This is a genomic window from Nocardia sp. NPDC051756 (genome assembly GCF_040681495.1).
GTDB lineage: Bacteria > Actinomycetota > Actinomycetes > Mycobacteriales > Mycobacteriaceae > Nocardia.
The window spans coordinates 573532-591804 of record NZ_JBFAYV010000004.1 but is presented as its reverse complement, the minus strand read 5'-3'; the positions used below and the strand labels follow the sequence as shown (position 1 = coordinate 591804).

18 protein-coding genes and 1 tRNA gene are annotated in these 18273 nt (G+C 65.5%); 8 read left to right on the top strand and 11 right to left on the bottom strand.

Going from position 1 to position 18273, the window contains the following annotated elements; all coding sequences use genetic code 11:
* Window positions 1-78 precede the first annotated feature (78 nt).
* The 4 genes from AB0M22_RS19735 to AB0M22_RS19720 form a co-directional block, all read right to left on the bottom strand.
* Complete coding sequence (locus AB0M22_RS19735; RefSeq protein WP_364728415.1) at window positions 79-387, bottom strand: hypothetical protein; 309 nt, start codon at window positions 385-387, stop codon at window positions 79-81.
* 111 nt (window positions 388-498) lie between these two features.
* Window positions 499-939 (bottom strand): NUDIX domain-containing protein, encoded by a 441-nt coding sequence (locus tag AB0M22_RS19730; protein WP_357389748.1) that lies wholly within the window; start codon window positions 937-939, stop codon window positions 499-501.
* A gap of 6 nt (window positions 940-945) precedes the next feature.
* Entirely contained in the window at window positions 946-2199 is a 1254-nt protein-coding gene (locus AB0M22_RS19725; RefSeq protein WP_364728413.1) for a DegT/DnrJ/EryC1/StrS family aminotransferase, read from the bottom strand.
* Window positions 2196-3185 (bottom strand): Gfo/Idh/MocA family oxidoreductase, encoded by a 990-nt coding sequence (locus tag AB0M22_RS19720; protein WP_364728410.1) that lies wholly within the window; start codon window positions 3183-3185, stop codon window positions 2196-2198. The genes AB0M22_RS19725 and AB0M22_RS19720 overlap by 4 nt, the downstream gene beginning before the upstream one ends.
* Before the next feature lie 589 nt (window positions 3186-3774).
* On the opposite strand from AB0M22_RS19720, the gene AB0M22_RS19715 reads away from it, so the two are divergent.
* From AB0M22_RS19715 to AB0M22_RS19700, 4 genes are all read left to right on the top strand, one after another.
* On the top strand, window positions 3775-4779 hold the full coding sequence (locus tag AB0M22_RS19715) for an XRE family transcriptional regulator (RefSeq protein WP_364728408.1): 1005 nt from the start codon (window positions 3775-3777) through the stop codon (window positions 4777-4779).
* Window positions 4776-5669 (top strand): aminoglycoside phosphotransferase family protein, encoded by an 894-nt coding sequence (locus AB0M22_RS19710; RefSeq protein WP_364728405.1) that lies wholly within the window; start codon window positions 4776-4778, stop codon window positions 5667-5669. Before AB0M22_RS19715 ends, AB0M22_RS19710 begins: the two co-directional genes overlap by 4 nt.
* Window positions 5670-6027: 358 nt before the next feature.
* Window positions 6028-6297 (top strand): helix-turn-helix domain-containing protein, encoded by a 270-nt coding sequence (locus AB0M22_RS19705; protein WP_364729820.1) that lies wholly within the window; start codon window positions 6028-6030, stop codon window positions 6295-6297.
* A gap of 198 nt (window positions 6298-6495) precedes the next feature.
* Window positions 6496-7710: a site-specific integrase gene (locus tag AB0M22_RS19700; RefSeq protein WP_364728402.1), complete on the top strand. Its 1215-nt coding sequence runs from the start codon at window positions 6496-6498 to the stop codon at window positions 7708-7710.
* A gap of 79 nt (window positions 7711-7789) precedes the next feature.
* On the opposite strand, the gene AB0M22_RS19695 is transcribed toward AB0M22_RS19700, so the two are convergent.
* Window positions 7790-7862, bottom strand: a tRNA-Asn gene (locus AB0M22_RS19695).
* Window positions 7863-7940: 78 nt separating this feature from the next.
* On the bottom strand, window positions 7941-8867 hold the full coding sequence (locus tag AB0M22_RS19690; RefSeq protein WP_364728400.1) for an endonuclease/exonuclease/phosphatase family protein: 927 nt from the start codon (window positions 8865-8867) through the stop codon (window positions 7941-7943).
* Between the two features lie 143 nt (window positions 8868-9010).
* On the opposite strand from AB0M22_RS19690, the gene AB0M22_RS19685 reads away from it, so the two are divergent.
* On the top strand, window positions 9011-9151 hold the full coding sequence (locus AB0M22_RS19685) for a hypothetical protein (protein ID WP_191094305.1): 141 nt from the start codon (window positions 9011-9013) through the stop codon (window positions 9149-9151).
* A 52-nt stretch (window positions 9152-9203) separates the two neighbouring features.
* Here the strand turns inward: AB0M22_RS19685 and AB0M22_RS19680 are convergent, their stop codons facing one another.
* Window positions 9204-10031 carry a hypothetical protein gene (locus AB0M22_RS19680; RefSeq protein ID WP_364728397.1) on the bottom strand — a complete coding sequence of 276 codons (828 nt, stop codon included), beginning with the start codon at window positions 10029-10031 and terminating at the stop codon, window positions 9204-9206.
* Between the two features lie 140 nt (window positions 10032-10171).
* On the opposite strand from AB0M22_RS19680, the gene AB0M22_RS19675 reads away from it, so the two are divergent.
* Complete coding sequence (locus tag AB0M22_RS19675) at window positions 10172-10417, top strand: hypothetical protein (RefSeq protein ID WP_364728395.1); 246 nt, start codon at window positions 10172-10174, stop codon at window positions 10415-10417.
* Between the two features lie 32 nt (window positions 10418-10449).
* Here the strand turns inward: AB0M22_RS19675 and dnaG are convergent, their stop codons facing one another.
* From dnaG to AB0M22_RS19655, 4 genes are all read right to left on the bottom strand, one after another.
* Window positions 10450-12375, bottom strand: coding sequence for a DNA primase (gene dnaG, locus AB0M22_RS19670; RefSeq protein WP_364728392.1), 1926 nt, complete (start codon window positions 12373-12375; stop codon window positions 10450-10452).
* 194 nt (window positions 12376-12569) lie between these two features.
* Window positions 12570-13829, bottom strand: a complete 1260-nt coding sequence (locus AB0M22_RS19665) for a deoxyguanosinetriphosphate triphosphohydrolase (protein ID WP_364728390.1) — start codon at window positions 13827-13829, stop codon at window positions 12570-12572.
* Complete coding sequence (locus AB0M22_RS19660; RefSeq protein WP_364728387.1) at window positions 13829-14509, bottom strand: YdcF family protein; 681 nt, start codon at window positions 14507-14509, stop codon at window positions 13829-13831. Before AB0M22_RS19660 ends, AB0M22_RS19665 begins: the two co-directional genes overlap by 1 nt.
* A 92-nt stretch (window positions 14510-14601) precedes the next feature.
* Entirely contained in the window at window positions 14602-15279 is a 678-nt protein-coding gene (locus AB0M22_RS19655) for an MBL fold metallo-hydrolase (protein WP_364728384.1), read from the bottom strand.
* 108 nt (window positions 15280-15387) lie between these two features.
* Between AB0M22_RS19655 and AB0M22_RS19650 the strand changes: the two genes are divergently transcribed.
* Both AB0M22_RS19650 and AB0M22_RS19645 read left to right on the top strand, forming a co-directional pair.
* On the top strand, window positions 15388-17367 hold the full coding sequence (locus AB0M22_RS19650; protein WP_364728382.1) for a TPM domain-containing protein: 1980 nt from the start codon (window positions 15388-15390) through the stop codon (window positions 17365-17367).
* 46 nt (window positions 17368-17413) lie between these two features.
* Window positions 17414-18232, top strand: a complete 819-nt coding sequence (locus tag AB0M22_RS19645; protein WP_364728380.1) for a MerR family transcriptional regulator — start codon at window positions 17414-17416, stop codon at window positions 18230-18232.
* Window positions 18233-18273: the final 41 nt, after the last annotated feature.

Below are 18273 nucleotides of genomic sequence, written 5' to 3'. Positions count from 1 at the left end.
GAAACCAGGGCTTGCGATGCCGGATCGAATGCTCCGACCCCGCAATGCGACAACTTGATCCATGGACCACACGCGCAATCAGACTTCGACATCAGGCACACCCTCTGCTCGTTCGTCGAGAACCATCCGACCGTTGTCGACCAACGTATTGCGGGCACGTCGGCGCACCCGGCATCGGTCCACAGAGCATTCGAGGTGCACCTGCATCGCCTTATGCGCCTGCGCAGTGGTCATCGGACCCGGATCCGCACCGCACGACCACACCGGCGCATGTAGGTAGTCGACCACGGGCAAATCGCTGGTCGGGCACCCAACGTCACGAGCGAAGCGTCTTTCGCGTTCGAGCCGCTCCCTGATCCGATCAACCGTGAGCTTGCTGTCAGGCATTTCTCTCATCCCTTTCGTGCGGGATCCGGCGACGGCCTCGGCCTGGGCGCGCCCAGCAGGGTTGACGCTCCTGCCGAGACGGGCCGCCGCCGGCGCATCCCGCATTTGCAATCAGACGGCCCGATGCCTATGCAGTACTTCTTTCACTGCGTCGGTGACTGGTGGCTCTTCAGCCAAGCTGGTCCAGGTGTAGGCGTCGTGTTCGGTGAGCTCGACCGGTTCGGGATCAACGACGTCGACGGTGAAGTTGAACTGCCGACTCTTCTTGCCACTGCCGGATTGATAGTCGAACTCGCCCAAGTACTTTCGGACTCCCGCGATGTCGAGTCCGGTTTCCTCTTTCACCTCACGGACGAGGGCTTGATCGAGCGTTTCGCCTGGATCGACCTTGCCGCTGGGCAGCTCCCAGATACCGCCCATGAAATCGTCGGCTGGTCGTTGCAGCAGCAAGACTTTGCCGTCGTGCGCAACGACCGCGCCGACGACGAGCTGTTGTACCTGGTCGCGTTCGGCATCGCTGGTCAGAGTCTCCAGCAGCGTGGTTTCGATCATCAATCCTTATCCCTTCAACTCGGTGTGGTGTTCGGCGACTTTGCGGATGGCTTCGATGTAGCAGTCCACGATCCACAGATCTTGTTCCTCGTGCCAGACCGGCAGTTTGAGTGTCGCGTGGTGGATCTCCTCCGCCCGCGGGTAGTCGCCCGCCGCGTAGGCCAGTTTCCCTGTGAATGCCGGGAACAGCGGTCCTGGCTCCTGAAACAGCGGTAGCTGGTTCAGCGGACACGTGGAACCTGGACGATCGATCTCGGCGCACCCTTCGGCCAGCAGCGCCTCATGGAACCGTTCGACCGGCAAATCATTGAAGGAATCAGCGTCGTACTGCATTGTCAGCCCATACCAGGATGACTGAACGCCTAGTTCGGCCCGCGGAATCGTCACGCCTGGCAACTCGTCGAGCTCGTCGGCGATGTATGCAGCGATACGCTGACGACCATCGAGGTACTCGCCCAGACGCGAAAGTTGTTCCAGCGCAACCGCAGCGGCCAGCGGATGGATGCGATGCTTGAGGCCCATGCCGGTGACGGCATACCGGTACAGTTCGCTGTCAGAAGGGATCTCGCTACGGCAGCGCTTGTTATATTGCCCGTGGAGCAGGACTCGGTGATACACCTCGTCGTCATCGGTCAGCACGAAGCCACCTTCGCCCGCGGACAAAGGCTTGGGTCCGTTCATGCTGAACGCAGCAGCACGCCCGAACGTACCGACCTTCCTGCCGGCGACGCTCGCCCCGTGAGCATGAGACGCGTCCTCGAACAGTTGCAGACCGTAGGTATCGGCGAGCTGTTTCAGGCTCTGGATTTGAGCGGGCATGCCCCACATGTGCGTGACCACAATGGCTTTGGTTCGGTCGGTGATCCGTCGCGGTACGTCGTGCGGATCGAGATTGCCCCTGGCGTCGCAGTCGGCCAACACCGGTGTCGCACCGAGGTGCAGCAGCGGGGTTGCCGTGGCGAAGAAGGTGTAGGCGGGCACGATGACCTCGTCACCCGGCCCGATCCCGCACGCGGCGTACATCGAGTACAGGGCGGCCGTGCCGGAGCTGGTGAGGACGGCATAACGTACGCCGAAGTAGCGCTGTAATGCATCTTCCAGCTCGGCGATCACGCTGGAGCGGTTGTAGATGGAGAAGCCATCCCACAGTTGATAGAGCACCGCGCCAGCGGTGGCCTCCGTCAGCGGCGGCCACAAAAAGTGCGGAGCCGCTTTACTAATGACCGGTGTGCCGCCGAGAAGAGCCAATGAAGATGTCACAGCAACTCCTGTGGGTTGATGGAAGTGCGGGTACGCGCGGCCTCGTAGCAGGCCGCGACGAAAGCCATGTGGGCCAGGTTGTCCGCGGGACTGCTGAGGTTCGGTCGAGTGCCATCGATGACGCGGTGGAAGTAGTCGATCTGGCAGGCGGCAGCCGATGGCCAGGCTTGCTCGCGCCGTAGTGATTCGATGACCTCACCGCCGTTGGTCAGCCGGCGAATGCACCCGCGTTCCAGATGGACGATGCCGTCGGAGCCGATCAGCCGGATCTCCTCGGCTTTGGGACCGACGAAACGCGAGAGCAGCAGCGATCCGTATAGGCCTGTGTCGTAGGAGAAGTGAACGAGCGCAGTGTCTTCGGCGTCATAGTTACGATCCGGCCGAGCACTGATCGATAGGTCAGCGGTGATGCTGTCCGGTAGACCGAAATACCAGAGAAGCAGGTCGATCAGGTGGTAGCCCATATCGATCACGCAGCCACCTCCGGCCTTGGCCGTGACGCCACGCCAGCCATCGGAAGGGTCTTCAACGTGCACGGTGTAGCGAGCGTCTACCAGGAACGGTGTACCGATCTGGTCTGCGAGCTGGGTAAAGCTGCTGTAGATCGGGTTGAAGCGGCGCTGCAGCGTGACCATCAGCTGGATGCCGGACTGTTCACACAGGTCGGCAAGTTCGACGGCCTCGACCAAACCCGTAGCGAACGGCTTCTCCTTCAGGACGTGAACCCCATGTTCCGCGGCCGCTTCGATCACACTTCGCCCGACATCGTGCGGAACGCAAACGATGACGAAGTCGAGCCGCTCAGCATTCAACATCTCCCGGAAATCGGTGTAGCCCGACACCTGGTACCGCTGCTTCTGTTCGACAACGATCCCCGGATTCTCATCACAGACGGCGACAAGCTCAGCGGTACTGGACGCGAGCAACCCTGGCAGATGATCATCCACCGCCTGGTGACCGAGACCAACGACACCAGCTCGAAGCATCGATCGGCCTTGGGTGGCGAGTCTGCTTGTGCGCCAGGATGGTTCGATCGTCTGCGCGCTGACGCAGGGCGCTAGTGAACTGCCGATAGTGCCCCGAAGTGATTCGCACGATCTCATTGGATCCCCCAGATTTGGTGAGTCGGTGCTCGTGATGGTCATCTTCTAGATTCGTCGTCAACGAGGTCCAGCAAGAGGGCAAGTTACGGGGCAGAACACCGTCCGTCCGCTCCATCCGAGTGCCGCTGGATAAACTGAGCCGACCGGTTACTCGGCAAGGGGGCACATGCCACCGAACGTGCATCTACAACGGCGACGCGAGGCGACACCGTCAAGGGTTGAGCCTCGGCGAGCGATGTGCCGTGCCGAACTGGCGGAAGCGGTCAACAGCTACCTGTGGCGCACTCACCGGCAGCGCTGCGAACTAGACGCCCGCACTATCGCGCGCTACGAGCGCGGCGTGGTCCGATGGCCGAACGAGCGATACCGCGAGGCATTCCGCGCCGTTCTCAGCGCAACCGATAGCGAACTCGGGTTTATCCCCTCCCGTCAGCGACGGGAAGACACCCAATCTCCCGATGGAACGTTGGCGGTGAATCTGTTCAGCCCGTTCGATCCGGGCGTCATCCCTGCCACCTATCTCGGATCGAGCACAACGGACGACAAGCCGGTCAGCCGCGTGGGCTGGACGGATGTGGACCAAGTGCAGACCGCCACGCGGGAGGCCGCTCAGGCCGAGAACCTGCATGGTGGCGGCTCAGCCAGCCTCACCGCAGGCGCACAGGTCACCCGCTTCGTCCGGCTGCTCGACGGGCATTCCGCACCGGCCACTCGACGTGCGCTGCTCGAAGCAATCGGGAACCTGAGCAGCGTGGCCGGTTACGCCGCCTTCGACATCGGCGACTACCCGGTGGCCGAGCGCAGGTTCCGACTAGCGCTGTGGTGTGCCGACAACGCCGGCTCCTGGGAATTACGCGCGAGCACGTTGGCAGATATGGCTCGAAAGATGGCCTACATCGGCAACACCGACGGTGCGCTGTCATTGATCGAACTCGCTCAGGTCCGGTCAGACCGACTGTCCGCCACCGCCCGCGCGATGCTCAGCGCACTGCGCGCCCAGTTCCTTGCCGCAACGGGACGGACGCAAGAGGCTCTCGCCGAGGTCGCCCGATCTGACGAGCATTTCGCCAACCGCACGCCCGCCACCGACGCTCCCTGGCTGTGCTACTACGACACCGCCGAGCACCTCGGCAGCACCGGGAAGGCATTGATGCCCGTCGCGAAAGCACGGCAGCGAATCGACTTGGCAGCACCAAGGATTCGTGAAGCCGTCGCGCTCCAAGGAACCCAGTATCCGCGGTCGCGAACCTTCTCGCTTACTCGATTGGCCACGCTGACAATGCAATTGGATGATCCGAGAGAAGCCGCTGTCATCGGCCTGCAAGCTACCCAGCAAGCCACCGCCTTTCGCTCACAGCGCATCCAGAACGAACTCCGCACGCTGGCGGCAGCAGCAGCACCTCGGCGCCGGATGACGGAAGTCGCGGAACTGCGGTACGCCATTGCCAGCAGCGCACCAACAGGTTCGGATCAATGAGTTCGCCACGCTCGCACACCTCGGCAGACGAGGTGTTGGCCAAAGCCGCAGAAGTCAGCGGCGTCGATCTGCGTGGTGCCGAAGTAATTCGAGACGGATCACATGCGATCTACCGGTTGGCCGATAACATCGTCGCCCGGATCGGACAACCAGGCAGCATCGATGACGCCAAACGTGAATTGCGAGTCTCCCAGTGGCTCAACGATTCCGGGATACCGACGGTCGAGGCCGAAACCTCACTGACGCAACCGGTCGTCGTCGACGACCGCCCCGTCACATGGTGGCGTTTGATCCCTGACCACCGTCCGTCGACGCCAGGCGAGCTGGGCGCAATGCTGCGGGCGCTGCACGAGTTGTCGCCACCATCCGAATTCGAACTCCCCGCCTACGACCCCTTCACCGGGCTCGAGGAACGCATCGACACCGCAGACATGCTCGACCGGGACGATCGAACGTGGCTGCTCCAGCACTACGCCCGACTACGCGCCCAGTACTATTCTTTGCCAAACACCCTTTCTCCCTGCGTGATTCACGGCGATGCCTGGCAAGGCAACCTGGTAGTGCCACCCTCGGGCATCCCGACAGTGCTCGACCTCGACAAGATGTCGATCGGCCGGCGCGAATGGGACCTCACCCAACTAGGTGTGGACTACACCGATTTCAGCCGCGTGCCCTACGACGACTATCAGTCTTTCGTCACCGCGTACGGCGGCGATGACGTCACCGAGTGGCCAGGATTCCGAATCCTCGCCGACATCCAAGAGCTGCGGTGGGTCGCGTTCGCCGTTGCCCAATCAGCAGGCAACGGCAATGCAGCTCGACAAGCCAAGCACCGGATCGCGTGCCTACGCGGGCAAGTTCCGCGACCCTGGCAATGGGAGGCGTTGTAACGAGGCCCCCGCCAGGACGTCCTCGACGTGCCTGCCGGAATGAAGTTCGATCGGAACGTCCGTAGACCTAGTTGTGGCGCATTGGCCGAAGATCAGGTTTCATGGACTTTGGGAGAATCAGTGCGACGGGCAGAAAGCGACCTGCCATGCCCACAATCATCTCCCGGCCACCTGCCCAGCTGACGAGCGCTCGAATAGATCGACTACCAGCCAAGCCGTCGCTGAACAGGTCCGATCGGGCCCATCTGACGAGTCAGCCACTCTTCACGCCTGTAATCAATTGGGCATCAACATCTTTCGGTTGCGAGCTGCCGCAGCATGCTGCACAACAGAGTTCTTCGCACCCGAGGACATCCAAATGAATCCTGATGACGTGTGGCTCAGCACCGAAGAATTGGCCGCGCGTCTGAAAATCCCGAAGAAGACACTTGCGGTCTGGGCATCGGCCGGGCGGGGACCGAGATACGCACGCATCGGTCGATATCGCCGGTATCGCCTCAGCGATCTACTGCTCTGGGAACAGGATCAGCTAGACAAGAGCGCACCGTCGAGAGTCGAGTATCCAGGCCAAGATTCCCACCGCCGACCGCCCACTCGGCCCGACCGCGGTCGCAGCAGAGATCACTGAGCGCCAGACACAGACAGCTACACATTAGCAATCATTCTCGTCTTGACGTAGTCCGCTGCGATGAGGCAGTTTTCGTGCCTAGACCTCGCCCGTGCGAAGACAGCAATCTTCCAGCCCGCCACGGCATCTCCTGCCCGTCGAGCCAGGCAAAACACTCAAACGGACTGACTCACCAGACCGATCCCAGAAAGGACAGTGATGCCCAGACAATCGCTGCCTATCGGCACCTACGGCCGGATCACCTCCAAGCGGCAGCCAAACGGAAGCTGGCGCGCCACCACGCGCTACCGAGACGACGACGGAATCACCCGCCCAGTACACAAATTCGGTCCCACGAAGGGGCAGGCCGAGGACATCCTTCGCAAGGCGCTCACCCAGCGCTCTGGGGGTCGCGGCCGCTTGATCACCCGGGACACGAAGCTCGCCGATTTGGCCGACCTGTGGCTGGCGGAGAAGGTCCTACAGGAAGGCATCACCGAGCAGAGTCTGGACCTGTACCGAATGGAGATCAACGTCTCCACCGACCGCCGGGCCAGTAAGGACACTGTCAAAATCAAACCGGCGCTGGGCGCCCTGCGGGTATGGGAAGCGACGACCTCGCGCATCGACGCGTACCTCAAACGCATCGTGCTCAATGGCCACCGGGAGAAGGCCCGGCGGCAGCGCGTCATCCTCTCCGAGATGATGAGCATGGCCGTGCGCCACGACGCCATCGACCGCAACCCCGTCCGCGAAGTAGCCGACCTCCCCCGCAAGCGCCAGAAACCTCGCGCCGCCGACCTCGAAACCCTCACAGAGCTTCGAGCCCAACTAAAGGCGTGGGTAGATGGAGAGCCGCTCGATGGGGCTCCCGCCTACACCTACGGCCCCAAACGCAACCCGAGGGTCCTCGACGTCGCCGACGTCGAACTCGGAACGGGCCCGCGCCCCGGCGAAGCACTCGCCCTGCGCTGGTCCGATGTCGACCTCGACAGCACCCCGGCGCGGATCACCTTCTCCGGCACCATCATCCGAATCAAAGGCAAAGGACTGATCCGCCAGGAATGGACCAAGACCGACTCCGGCTACCGGACCGTCGTACTGCCCCAGTTCGTCATAGACACCCTTAGGAGGGTCAAGGCCGAAGCAGTCGCGACCGAGCTGGACTTGGTCTTCCCCAACCGCGACGGCGGCATCTGGGATCCCCACAACTTCAACCGCCTGTGGCGCCAGGCACGCGGTGAGAAGTTCGCCTGGGTCACCCCCAAGACCTTCCGCAAGACCGTCGCTTCGCTCATCGCCGAGCAGTACGGCCCCCAAGCCGCAGCTCGGCAGCTCGGCCACGCCAACGACTCGGTCACCAAACGCCACTACATCGACCAACCCACCGAAGCACCCGACTTCACCGCCGCTCTAGGCGGCCTCGCACGCTGAAAGCGTGTCGTTTCCGTGTCGTTCTGACCCCGAAAAGCAAAAAACCAGGGTCGAACGTTACCGTTCGCCCTGGTCACTGCTCCCCCATCTGGACTCGAACCAGAAACCTGCCGATTAACAGTCGGCTGCTCTGCCAATTGAGCTATAGGGGACTATCCCTGGTCCGTCTGTGCTAGGCGGACCGAGGAGAAACTTTAGCGTATACGCTGCCGCCCGCCCAAATCGCGCCACTACCTGCTGACTTGTGGGGTGGGGGCGAGGGTTGCGGTGGCGGCGCGGTGGTCGCTGCCGGGGGTGCGGCGGACGGTGGCGTCAAGGGGGGTGAAGCCTCGGGTGAGGATGTGGTCGGGGCGGGTGAGGGGGAAGTCGGACGGCCAGGTGAAGGCTAGGCCGGTGCGGACGTCTTGGAGGGTTCGGGTGAGTGGGGTGAGTTGGGGGTCGGTGGAGGCGGTGTTGAGGTCGCCGAGGACGAGTAGGCGGTCGGCGGGGTCGCGGTCGACCAGGTCGGTGAGGGTGCGCAGGGTGCGGTTGCGGGATTCGGTTTCGCCGAAGCGGATGGAACCGAGGTGGACGGCGTAGACGGTGATGTCGCCGGCTGGTGCGTGGATGCGGGCGCGTAGGGCGCGGGCCCAGCCTTGGTCCAGGTCGAGGCGTTCGATGTCGTCGAGGGGGTAGCGGCTCCAGAGGCCTACGGTGCCGACTGTGGCGACGTAGGGGTGGGCTGGGTCCAGTTCCGCGGCGACGGCGGCGCGGTTACGGTCGGTGAGTTCCTGGACCGAAATCACTGTGGCGTCGATCAATTCGGCGGCGGTGCCGGTGGCGCCGAGGTTCTGGGTGGCGACGCGCACGGCGTCGGCGGACTCGCCGCCGTAGGGGCGTTCGACGAGCTGCGGCACGAAAAGTACTGACCAGGCCAGGATCGGCGCGACCACCGCGGCGAGGCCGAGTTTGGAGCCCAGACTCAGCGCGACAACGGCCAGTACCAGCGTCGGCACCAGCAGCCAGGGCAGAAAGCTGCCGACCAGCTGACGCAGCCCGTCAGGCAACAGCCGACAGCCGACCAGCAGCGCGCCGAGCACCAGCGCGACGCCCGCCAACGTGAAATCTCTCAGATACCCCATGCCGGCAACGATGAACACGCCAGATGAGAGCTTCATGAATCCAGGCGAGTTCGACCGTTCTCACATGGAAGTAACGGTACGGCCACCATCAGGGGCGAGTATGAATACATAGACGCTGAGCGGGTGGCGAAGTGGGCACTCCTCAGCAACCCGCTGAGCAACGGAATTAGGAGGCCGACATGAGCGAATTCGCATGCGGCGATTGCTGGCGCAACGAGAACCTGACCTTCGCCCAACGATTGGACCCGGCGCTGATCCGCCGGAGCACCCGGCAGCTCTGCGAGGAGCATCGGGCCAAGCGAGAAGAACTCGCCGCCTGAGCACGGTCGGAGAACCCTGGTCGGGTCACCGGCCCGGCCAGGCCGACACCGTCTACGTCCGGCGGACCCACCCCTGTGCGACATCGCCGAGGTTCCACCACGAAACATGGTCGGGGTCTTCGCTTTCCAGCATCCATGCGGTGGTGAGCTGATCGAAGAACGGGTCGTCTCCGGTCTTGCCGCCCTTCGGCTCGCCGATGAAGATCAGCCGGTTTCCGCCTGCCTCCTCGAAGTCGTGCAGCGCCCGTGAGGCCATGGGATCACCCCAGCCGGGCGGCCAGCACAGGCGAAGGACGCATTCTGCGTGCGACTCGGCGGCGTACTCGGCGAGATTCCCGACGTGCTGCCACACGTCCAGCTGGCCCGGTGCGCCCGGAAACGACAGGTTCTCGGACTCATCCGGGGGCGCCGAATCGAACGCCGCCACGTCGACTCCCAGCCGTGCGAGCTGCCGCGCCCAATACCCGCGCCCGGCACCCAACTCCAGCACCCGTCGCCCATCGGCGAAACGCGCTATCCAGCGCAGCGTTTCCGGCGACGGAATCGCATAGGCGTACACGGCCTGCAAGATCGTCTGCGCGTACCCGAGACGGGCGCTCCCGTTGGACCTGCCGCCGTTCACCACCCGGCGACCACCGTCCACCGCCACCGACGGCCCGACGATGTCCCAGTACGGATCCGCGGACTCCCCACCGGTCATGAAGTGCACGAACCGTAGATCGAACGCCGCGTCCGCACCCGCGTCACCGGTGCCGGCCAGCAGCGGCGCGGTGTCGAGGTAGTCCGCCACCTTCGGGTATTCGGTGCGGAGCCGGTGATCGTCGTCGAGCAGCGCCGCGAGTTCGGTCCGGCGCTCGGTGGTCAGCGAGAGGCCAGTCATGTGCTCGATTCTGGCCGCCCCCTTGCGCTTTGCGGGATCGGTTGCCGAATTCGCCCGCGCAGCCCTATCCGGATCGACACGGCCACCGCGCGTCGGGCAGGATAGAGCCGCGAACAGGCAACTGGGAGGAGCACATCGAGATGCTGCGGTTGATCATCGGCGTGGCGGCCGGGTATGTACTCGGCAGCAAGGCCGGGCGGGCTCGCTATGAGCAGATCAGCTCCGCGACCCGTGCGCTGTCGGAAAGCCCGGTGACCCGCAAATTGGTGCTGGTCGGCAGGCAGAAGTTGTCGGACAAGCTCAGCACGAAGCCGCGGCTGGAACCGATGGAGCCGCTGGACGAGCGCACCACGATTCTGGTGCCGCAGGACCAACTGCGTCGCTGAAGGCCATCGAAGACCCGGGGGAACCGGCGGTACTAGCCCCTGGTGGCGAAGTCGTTGTGGTTGCCCATCGCCTGCGTCAGCAGACTCTTCCGGTACTGCTCCAACGCCACCAGGTCGCCGAACAACGCCATATACGCGTCCGGCTCCTCGGTAGACGACACTCGTTGCAGCTTCGACTTCAGCTCGGCGATCTGCCGCCCCACCCAAGCCTCCTGGGTCCGGGCCAGCACGCCGGCGACAAACCGTGGGATATCGGCCGCGTTCTTCACCGGCAACGGCTCGTTCGCCAGCTCGGACAGCAACGCGCGCATAGTCAGATCGTCGGTCCGGTCCGAGATCGCGTTGACCCACTCGGCGCCCCCGAGTCCGGTCCCGGTACCGCCGACCTCGAAGATCAACAACCGCACCGCCGCATACGCGGGATGAGTGAAGGCATCGGCCTCGAGCGAGTCGAACACCGCCCCGGCCATCGCCGGATACTGCAACGCGGCGGCCAGCACCTGCCGCTGCGGCATCAACGTCGGGTCGTTCGGGTTGGGCCGCGCCGCAGCATGTTCGGCGACCACCTCGGTCTGACGCGCGGCAGGCGCCGGACGCCCGCCGGAACTACCGCCGCCCATTCGATTGCGTTTGGCTTCGTCACCGACCCGGCGGACCACGGTCTGAATATCGTCCCAGCCGATCCAGCCGGCCAGCTTCGTCGCGTACGCCTTGCGCAGCGCGTTGTCCTTGATCTGCGCGACCACCGGAATCGCTCGCCGCAGCGACTCGACCTGTCCCTCAGCGGTATCCAGATTGTGGTCGGCGAGCAGACCGCGAATCACGAACTCGTACAGCGGGGTTCGCCGCGCCACCAGATCGCGGACCGCACCGTCACCGGAGTGCTGGCGTAGCTCGCACGGGTCCTGCCCGTCGGGGGCGACCGCGATGTAGGTCTGCCCGGCCAGCTTCTGGTCTCCGGCAAAGGCTTTCAGCGCCGCTGCCTGCCCGGCCGCGTCACCGTCGAAGGTGTAGATGATCTCGCCGCGCCAGAAGTTGTCGTCCAGCAGCAGTCGACGCAGCAGCGCGAGGTGCTCCTCGCCGAACGCGGTGCCACAGGACGCGACGGCGGTCTTCACACCGGCCAGGTGCATGGCCATCACGTCGGTGTAACCCTCGACGACGACGGCCTGATGCCCCTTGGCGATGTCCCGCTTGGCCAGGTCGAGGCCGAACAGCACCTGAGACTTCTTGTACAGGATCGTTTCCGGGGTATTGATGTACTTGCCCGGCATGGTGTCGTCGTCGAAGAGCTTGCGCGCGCCGAACCCGATGACGTCACCGCCGAGATTGCGGATCGGCCAGAGCAGCCGGCGATGGAACCGGTCGATCGGGCCGCGCTGGCCCTGCCTGGACAGGCCGGCACCTTCCAGCTCCTTGAACTCGAAGCCCTTGCGCAGCAGGTGTTTCGTGAGCGTGTCCCACCCGGCGGGCGCGTAACCGCAGCCGAACTGCTGGGCGGCCGCGGCATCGAAATTGCGGTCGGTGAGGAACTTGCGCGCGGTCTCGGCGCCGGGCTCGCGCAGCTGCGCCATGTAGAACTCGTGCGCGGCGGCATTGGCGGCGACCAGCCGGGAGCGGGTGCCACGATCGCGCTGCACCGAGGTGCCGCCACCCTCGTAGTTGATCTGGTAGCCGATCCGGTCGGCCATCTGCTCGACCGCTTCGACGAAGCCGACATGGTCGATCTTTTGCAGGAACGCGAAGACGTCACCGCCCTCACCACAGCCGAAGCAGTGGAAGAGGCCATGATTCGGCCGCACGTGGAACGACGGCGACTTCTCGTCATGGAACGGGCACAGGCCCTTCATGGAGTCCGCGCCCGCGCGCTTCAGCGCGACGTACTCCCCCACAATGTCTTCGATGCGGACGCGGTCACGTATCGCCGCGATATCGCGATCTGGGAGTCGTCCGGCCACGGCTGTGAGCGTACCCGCCGGGGCCGACGTTCTTCACCCACGGCTCCGGCTTCACCGCAACTCCGCTGGCTCGCTCTCGAAGAAGCCGACAGCGACGACCGGACCGGACCTGCGCAGCGCCACGATCAATCGGCGCGTCATCCTCGTCACACTTACCGCCGCGGGGCTGGCGGAGGCGCTTGAACGAGGCGGATTCAAGCGCCGAGTTCCGCTGCGACGCGCTCGAGCCTGCTCTCGGTGTAGGACGCGATCTGGTCCACGATCACTCGGACCCGCGCGGTGTCGTCGGCGGCGGCGTCCCACCATGGCAGCAGCATCGGGTCGAGGCTCTGTGGTGCGGCGGCGAGTAGGCCCGCGGCGACGGCGTGGATGCGGTCGCGTTGGGCGGCTTGGCGGAGTTTGTGGTCGGGGTCGGACATGACGTAGCGCAGGGCCACGGTCTTGAGTACCGCCACCTCGGCGGCGACCACGTGCGGGACCTCGAGGTCGGCGCCGTAGCGGGAGAGGCTGTCGCTGCCGGCGGTCTCGCGGGTCGCGATGATGGCTGCGGTGGCGAAGCGGCCGACCAGCTCGCTGGTGAGTCGTTTGAGCGCAACGGAACTGGCGAGCGTGCCGTCGTAGACGGTGACCGCGGCGACCACCGGCAGCTCGGATAGTCGTTGCGCGGCGGCGACCAATTCGTCCGCCGACAGGGAGTAGTGCTTGTGCCGGCCGAGGCTGGCCAGCGCCTCCTGCTCCACGGGATCGGCCAGCGCGCGCAGATCGATGCGCCCGGCGATCACACCGTCCTCGACGTCGTGCACGGAATACGCGACGTCGTCGGACCAGTCCATGATCTGGCATTCCAAGCTGCGCCGCCGCTCGGGCGCACCCTGGCGAATCCAGTCGAGCCGATCGGTGTCGATGTCGTAGGCACCGAACTTGGTGCCGGAACCCGTTCTGCCCCAGGGATATTTGAGCGCCGCATCAAGAGAGGCACGGGTCAGGTTCAGCCCCGCACTGACCCCCTCGGCGTCCAGCACCTTCGGCTCGAGGCGGGTGAGGATCCGCAGATTCTGCGCGTTGCCCTCGAAACCGCCATGCGCGTCGGCGAATACGTCCAACGCCTTTTCACCGTTGTGCCCATACGGCGGGTGACCGATGTCGTGGGCGAGCCCGGCCAAATCGACCAGATCCGCGTCGCAGCCGAGACCGTCGGCAATACTGCGCCCGATCTGCGCGACCTCGATCGAATGGGTGAGCCGCGTGCGCGGAGTATCACCGTCACGCGGGCCCATGACCTGGGTCTTGTCCGCGAGCCGGCGCAATGCCGCGGAGTGCAGCACCCTGGCCCGATCGCGCGCGAATTCCGTGCGATGACCGGTCTCGAATTCACTACGCGGCGGGCCCAATCCGGCGGTTTTGGCCCGCTCGCCGACGAGTCGTTCGCAATCGTGCTCGGTATAACCGTCCACTACTGTCCTGCCGTATATCGGAAGTCCGCGGCGAAATGGGTGAGCTGGTACCAGAGCAAAGCGCCTGTCTCCCTGGCGATTCCGTGCGCCTGCGATTCGCGGGTGTAGACCGCGGGGCCGGTCCTGGTCGGCGCGGTCCAGGCGTCGAGGCCCTCGTCGCGGGCCATGGTGCGGGTGCGCAGCGAATGCCATGGGTCGCTGACCAGCACCGCGGAACCCATGTCGCGGGCCTGCATGGCCGTCGCGACCGCCTCGATGCTGCGCAAGGTGTCCGAGCCGGTCTCGACCGCGAGGATCTTGTCGCTCGGCACCCCGCGCGACTGCAAGTAGTTCTTGCCGGACGCCGCCTCGGTGTACAGATCGCCCTCCTGCTTGCCGCCGACGGTGATCACCCGTGGCGCCACGCCCAGCCGGAACAGCCGGTAGGCCTGGTCGAGTCGCGCCTCGAACACCGACGACGGGGTGCCGGAGTATTGCGCGGCGCCGAGCACCACGATGGCGTCGGCGGTCGCGTAATCGTCGATGCGCGCCACCTGCCACACCCGGAAGGCGGTCCCGCCGACCAGCACCAACCCCATCAGCACCGAGCCGATGAAGAGCCGCCGAAGCCAACGCAACACCCCCGCGCCGCGCCGTCGCGAAGGGACGGGGCCGGGCGCCGCATCGGCTCGAGCGCGCATCGTTGGCGAATCCACTCCCCAAGTCTGCCAGTAGGTGCGCGACGCACGGGTTGTTCGGGGATCTACCCGAGTCAGGTGGGCGCGAATCCCGGCTACCAGCCGCGTTCCCGCCACTCGGCCAGCTGCGGGCGTTCGGCGCCGAGCGTGGTGTCGTCGCCGTGGCCGGGGTAGACGACGGTGTCGTCGGGGTAGCGGGCGAAGAGTTTGGTGGTGACGTCGCGGTAGAGCGACTCGAAGTCCGCCGGGCTGGTGGTGCGGCCGAGGCCGCCGGGGAACAGGGAGTCGCCGGTGAAGAGGTGGACGCGGCCGTCGCCGTCGGTGAGGGCGAGGGTGACCGAGCCCGGGGTGTGGCCGCGCAGGTGGATGACCTCGAGGTCCAGCTCACCGATGGTGATGTGGTCGCCGTCGGCGAGCAGGCGATCGGGGCGGACCGGGAGCGGGTCGGCGTCGAGTTCGTGTGCGGCGGTGGGCGCGCCGGTGGTGGCGGTCGTCTGCTTCAGGGCCTGCCAGTGGTCAGGGTGCTGATGCGTGGTGACGATCACCGCGATCTGGCCCGGCGCCACGTGATCGATGAGTTCCTCGACCCGGTCGGCCTCGTTCGCGGCGTCGATGAGCAGGGCCGCGCCGGTGGCCGCGCACTGCACCAGATAACAGTTGTTGTCCATGCCGCCGACGGACAGCTTGAGGATGCTGGCACCCGAGACGTCACGCTGCTGCGGATCGGAACCCGGCGAGACATGACCGGTATACGGGCGATCGATGTTGATCACACCGACGATGCTATCGACCGCCGCGCTCCCCTGCCATTCCGCGCGAATCGAACGGCTCCGGCCTGTCGTCTTCGGCTCGGCAGGCGGGTCGCGCGATAGATTCTTGCCATGTCGCTGCCGAATCGTGTTGCCCGCTGGACGTCCTGGGTGGTGCTCGGGGTGTTGTTCGCCGGGGCCGTGCTGGTCGGCGCGCCGACGGGGGTGGCGGAGGCGCCGCTGCGGATGGATACCTATGTGGTCGATTCGGCGAAGGCGCTCAATGGTGGGCAGGTCGACCGGGTGCAGTCGGCGGTGGATCAGCTGTATGCCGACCAGCAGGCACGGTTGTGGGTGGTCTACGTGCGCGATTTCGGCGGGCTGGGGCCGGAGGTGTGGGCGGAGCGGACGGCGGCGGAGTCGGGGTTCGGCAGCCGGGATCTGTTGCTCGCGGTGGCCACGCAGGATCGTTCGTACTGGTTCTATGGGGAATTGCCCAGCGGGGTCAGCGATTCCGAGTTGAACAGCCTGCTGACGCGGGAGGTGGAGCCCGCGCTGCGGGACGGGCGGTGGGCGGACGCGGGTGTCGAGACCGCGGATGGTTTGAAGTCGGCGATGCAGGGCGGCGGGGTCAACGTCAAGTTCCTGCTCGTCATCGGTGTGCTGATTGTGCTGGTGGTGGGTGGGCTGGTGCTGTTCGCGCGCAAGCGGCGACGCGATCGGGCGAAGGCCGAACTCGCGGCGGCGCGCGAGGTGGACCCGGACAACACCGCCGCGCTGGGTGCGCTTTCGTTGGACGCGCTGCATGCGCGTTCGCGGGAGGCGCTGGTCGAGATCGACAATGCGGTCCGGACCAGTGCCGAGGAGTTGGAGTTGGCGACCGGCGAGTTCGGCGCGACCGCCACTCTTCCGTTCAATACCGCTCTCGACAATGCGAAAGCCGCTGCGTCCAAGGCCTTCTCGATCCGACAGCGACTCGATGACGACATCCCGGAGACGCCGGACGAACAGCGCTCGCTGCTCGTCGATTTGATCGGCACGGTCGGGCGCGCCGATCGCGAACTCGACGCTCAGGTCGCCGAATTCGACGCGATGCGCGATCTGCTGATCAATGCCGGCGACCGATTGGACGGGCTGACAAGGGATCTCGTCGAGTTGAAGAGCCGGCTGCCCGCGTCCGAGGCGGAACTGTCCCGGCTCACCGCCGCGCATCCGGCCAGTGTGCTCGCCCCGATCCACGACAACGTGACCATGGCGGGTGAACGAATCACCTTCGCGGAGCAGAACATCGACGCGGGGCGTGCGGCATTGACCCAGCCGGTGGGCAAGCAGGGTGGCGCGGTGGCGGCGATCCGTTCGGCGGAGGCGGCCGTCGGTCAGGCACGGACGCTGCTCGACGGAATCGACAACGCGTCCGCCAACATTCAGCAGGCCCGCGATGGGCTGCCTGCGGTTCTCGACGAGTTGCGTCGTGATATTGCCTCCGCCACCGAACTTTCCGGTTACGGCGGGCAGGAACTCGCTGCCGCGACGGCGACTGCACAGACCGTCTTGGACAAGGCTGCCGCTGCCGCAACCGCGGACCCCCTCGATGCCTTCCACGACGCGGTAGCCGCCGACGGCGACCTGGACCGCGCCATCGCTGCTGCTACCGACCGCAAACTCGCCGCCGAAGACCTGCGGCGCAGGCTCGACCAGGCGCTGACGGACGCCCGCGCACGAGTCAGCGCCGCCTCGGATTACATCACCACCCGGCGCGGCGGCATCGACGCCGAGGCCCGCACCCGGCTGTCCGAGGCACAACGCAATCTCGATGCGGCACAACAAGAAAGCACGACCGACCCCGCGCAAGCGCTGACCAGCGCCCAGTCCGCCGCCGACCTCGCCGGACGCGCGTTGCAGTCCGCCCAGGCCAGCGTGCGGGCCTGGGAGACCGCGCAACCGGTGTCGGGATCATCGCAGGCGGGTGCCGTGCTCGGCGGCATCCTGATCGACGGACTGCTGCGCGGTGCGGCCAGCGGCGGCCGTCGGTCCGGGTCGGGCGGCTGGAGCGCCGGGTCATACGGCGGTTCCAGCGGGTCCCGGCGGATCAGCCGCGGCGGCCGATTCTGACGCGCTTGACCCTGACACCGTGTGAGGTCATAGACCAGGAGTCGTTATGTTCACCATCGGAGACTTCGCCAGACACGGACGGGTGTCGGTGCGCATGCTGCGCCACTACGACGCGATCGGGCTGCTACGCCCGGATCGGGTCGACGAGCACAGCGGCTACCGCTTCTACTCCGGCGGGCAACTGGCCCGGCTCAATCGCCTCGTCGCACTGAAGGATCTCGGCTTCACGTTGGAACAGGTCGGCCAGATTCTGGACGATCAGGTCGGCGGCGCGGAACTGCGCGGCATGCTGACCCTGCGCCGAGCCGAGCTCGAGCAGCGCATCGCGGGCGACCGAGCCAGGCTGGTCCAGGTCGAAACGAGGCTCCGCATCATCGAGAAAGAGGGCGCCATGCCTGTCCATGATGTGATCATCAAGTCCATCCCGGCGGTTCGGGTTGCCGAATTGACTGCTGTCGCTGCCAGTTTCGAGCCGGAATCGATCGGTCCGGTCATCGGGCCGCTGTTCGAAGACGTCTGCAAACGGCTGGAGAATGCCGGGATACCGATCGCCGGGTACGCCATCGCGTACTACGACGAGCGTGAGGACGGTTCGGTGCTCGCGCACGCTGCGGTGCCGGTCAACCTCGACACCACCGAGGGGCACGATTTCGCGGTCGTAGACCTTCCTGCGGTGCCCCATGCTGCCACGGTCGTGCACCGCGGCAGCATGAACGAGGTCCTGGAACCGTGGCAGGCCCTCGGCCGCTGGGTCGACGACAACGGCTACCGGCTGAGTGGACCCAGCCGCGAGGTGACCCTGGTCTACACCGAGGACACAAGCGGCTGGGTTACCGAACTGCAAGAACCGATCGTTCCGAAGTAGTCGCGGAGCTATCGAGATCTGCGCGCTCTCTCGGGATCCGC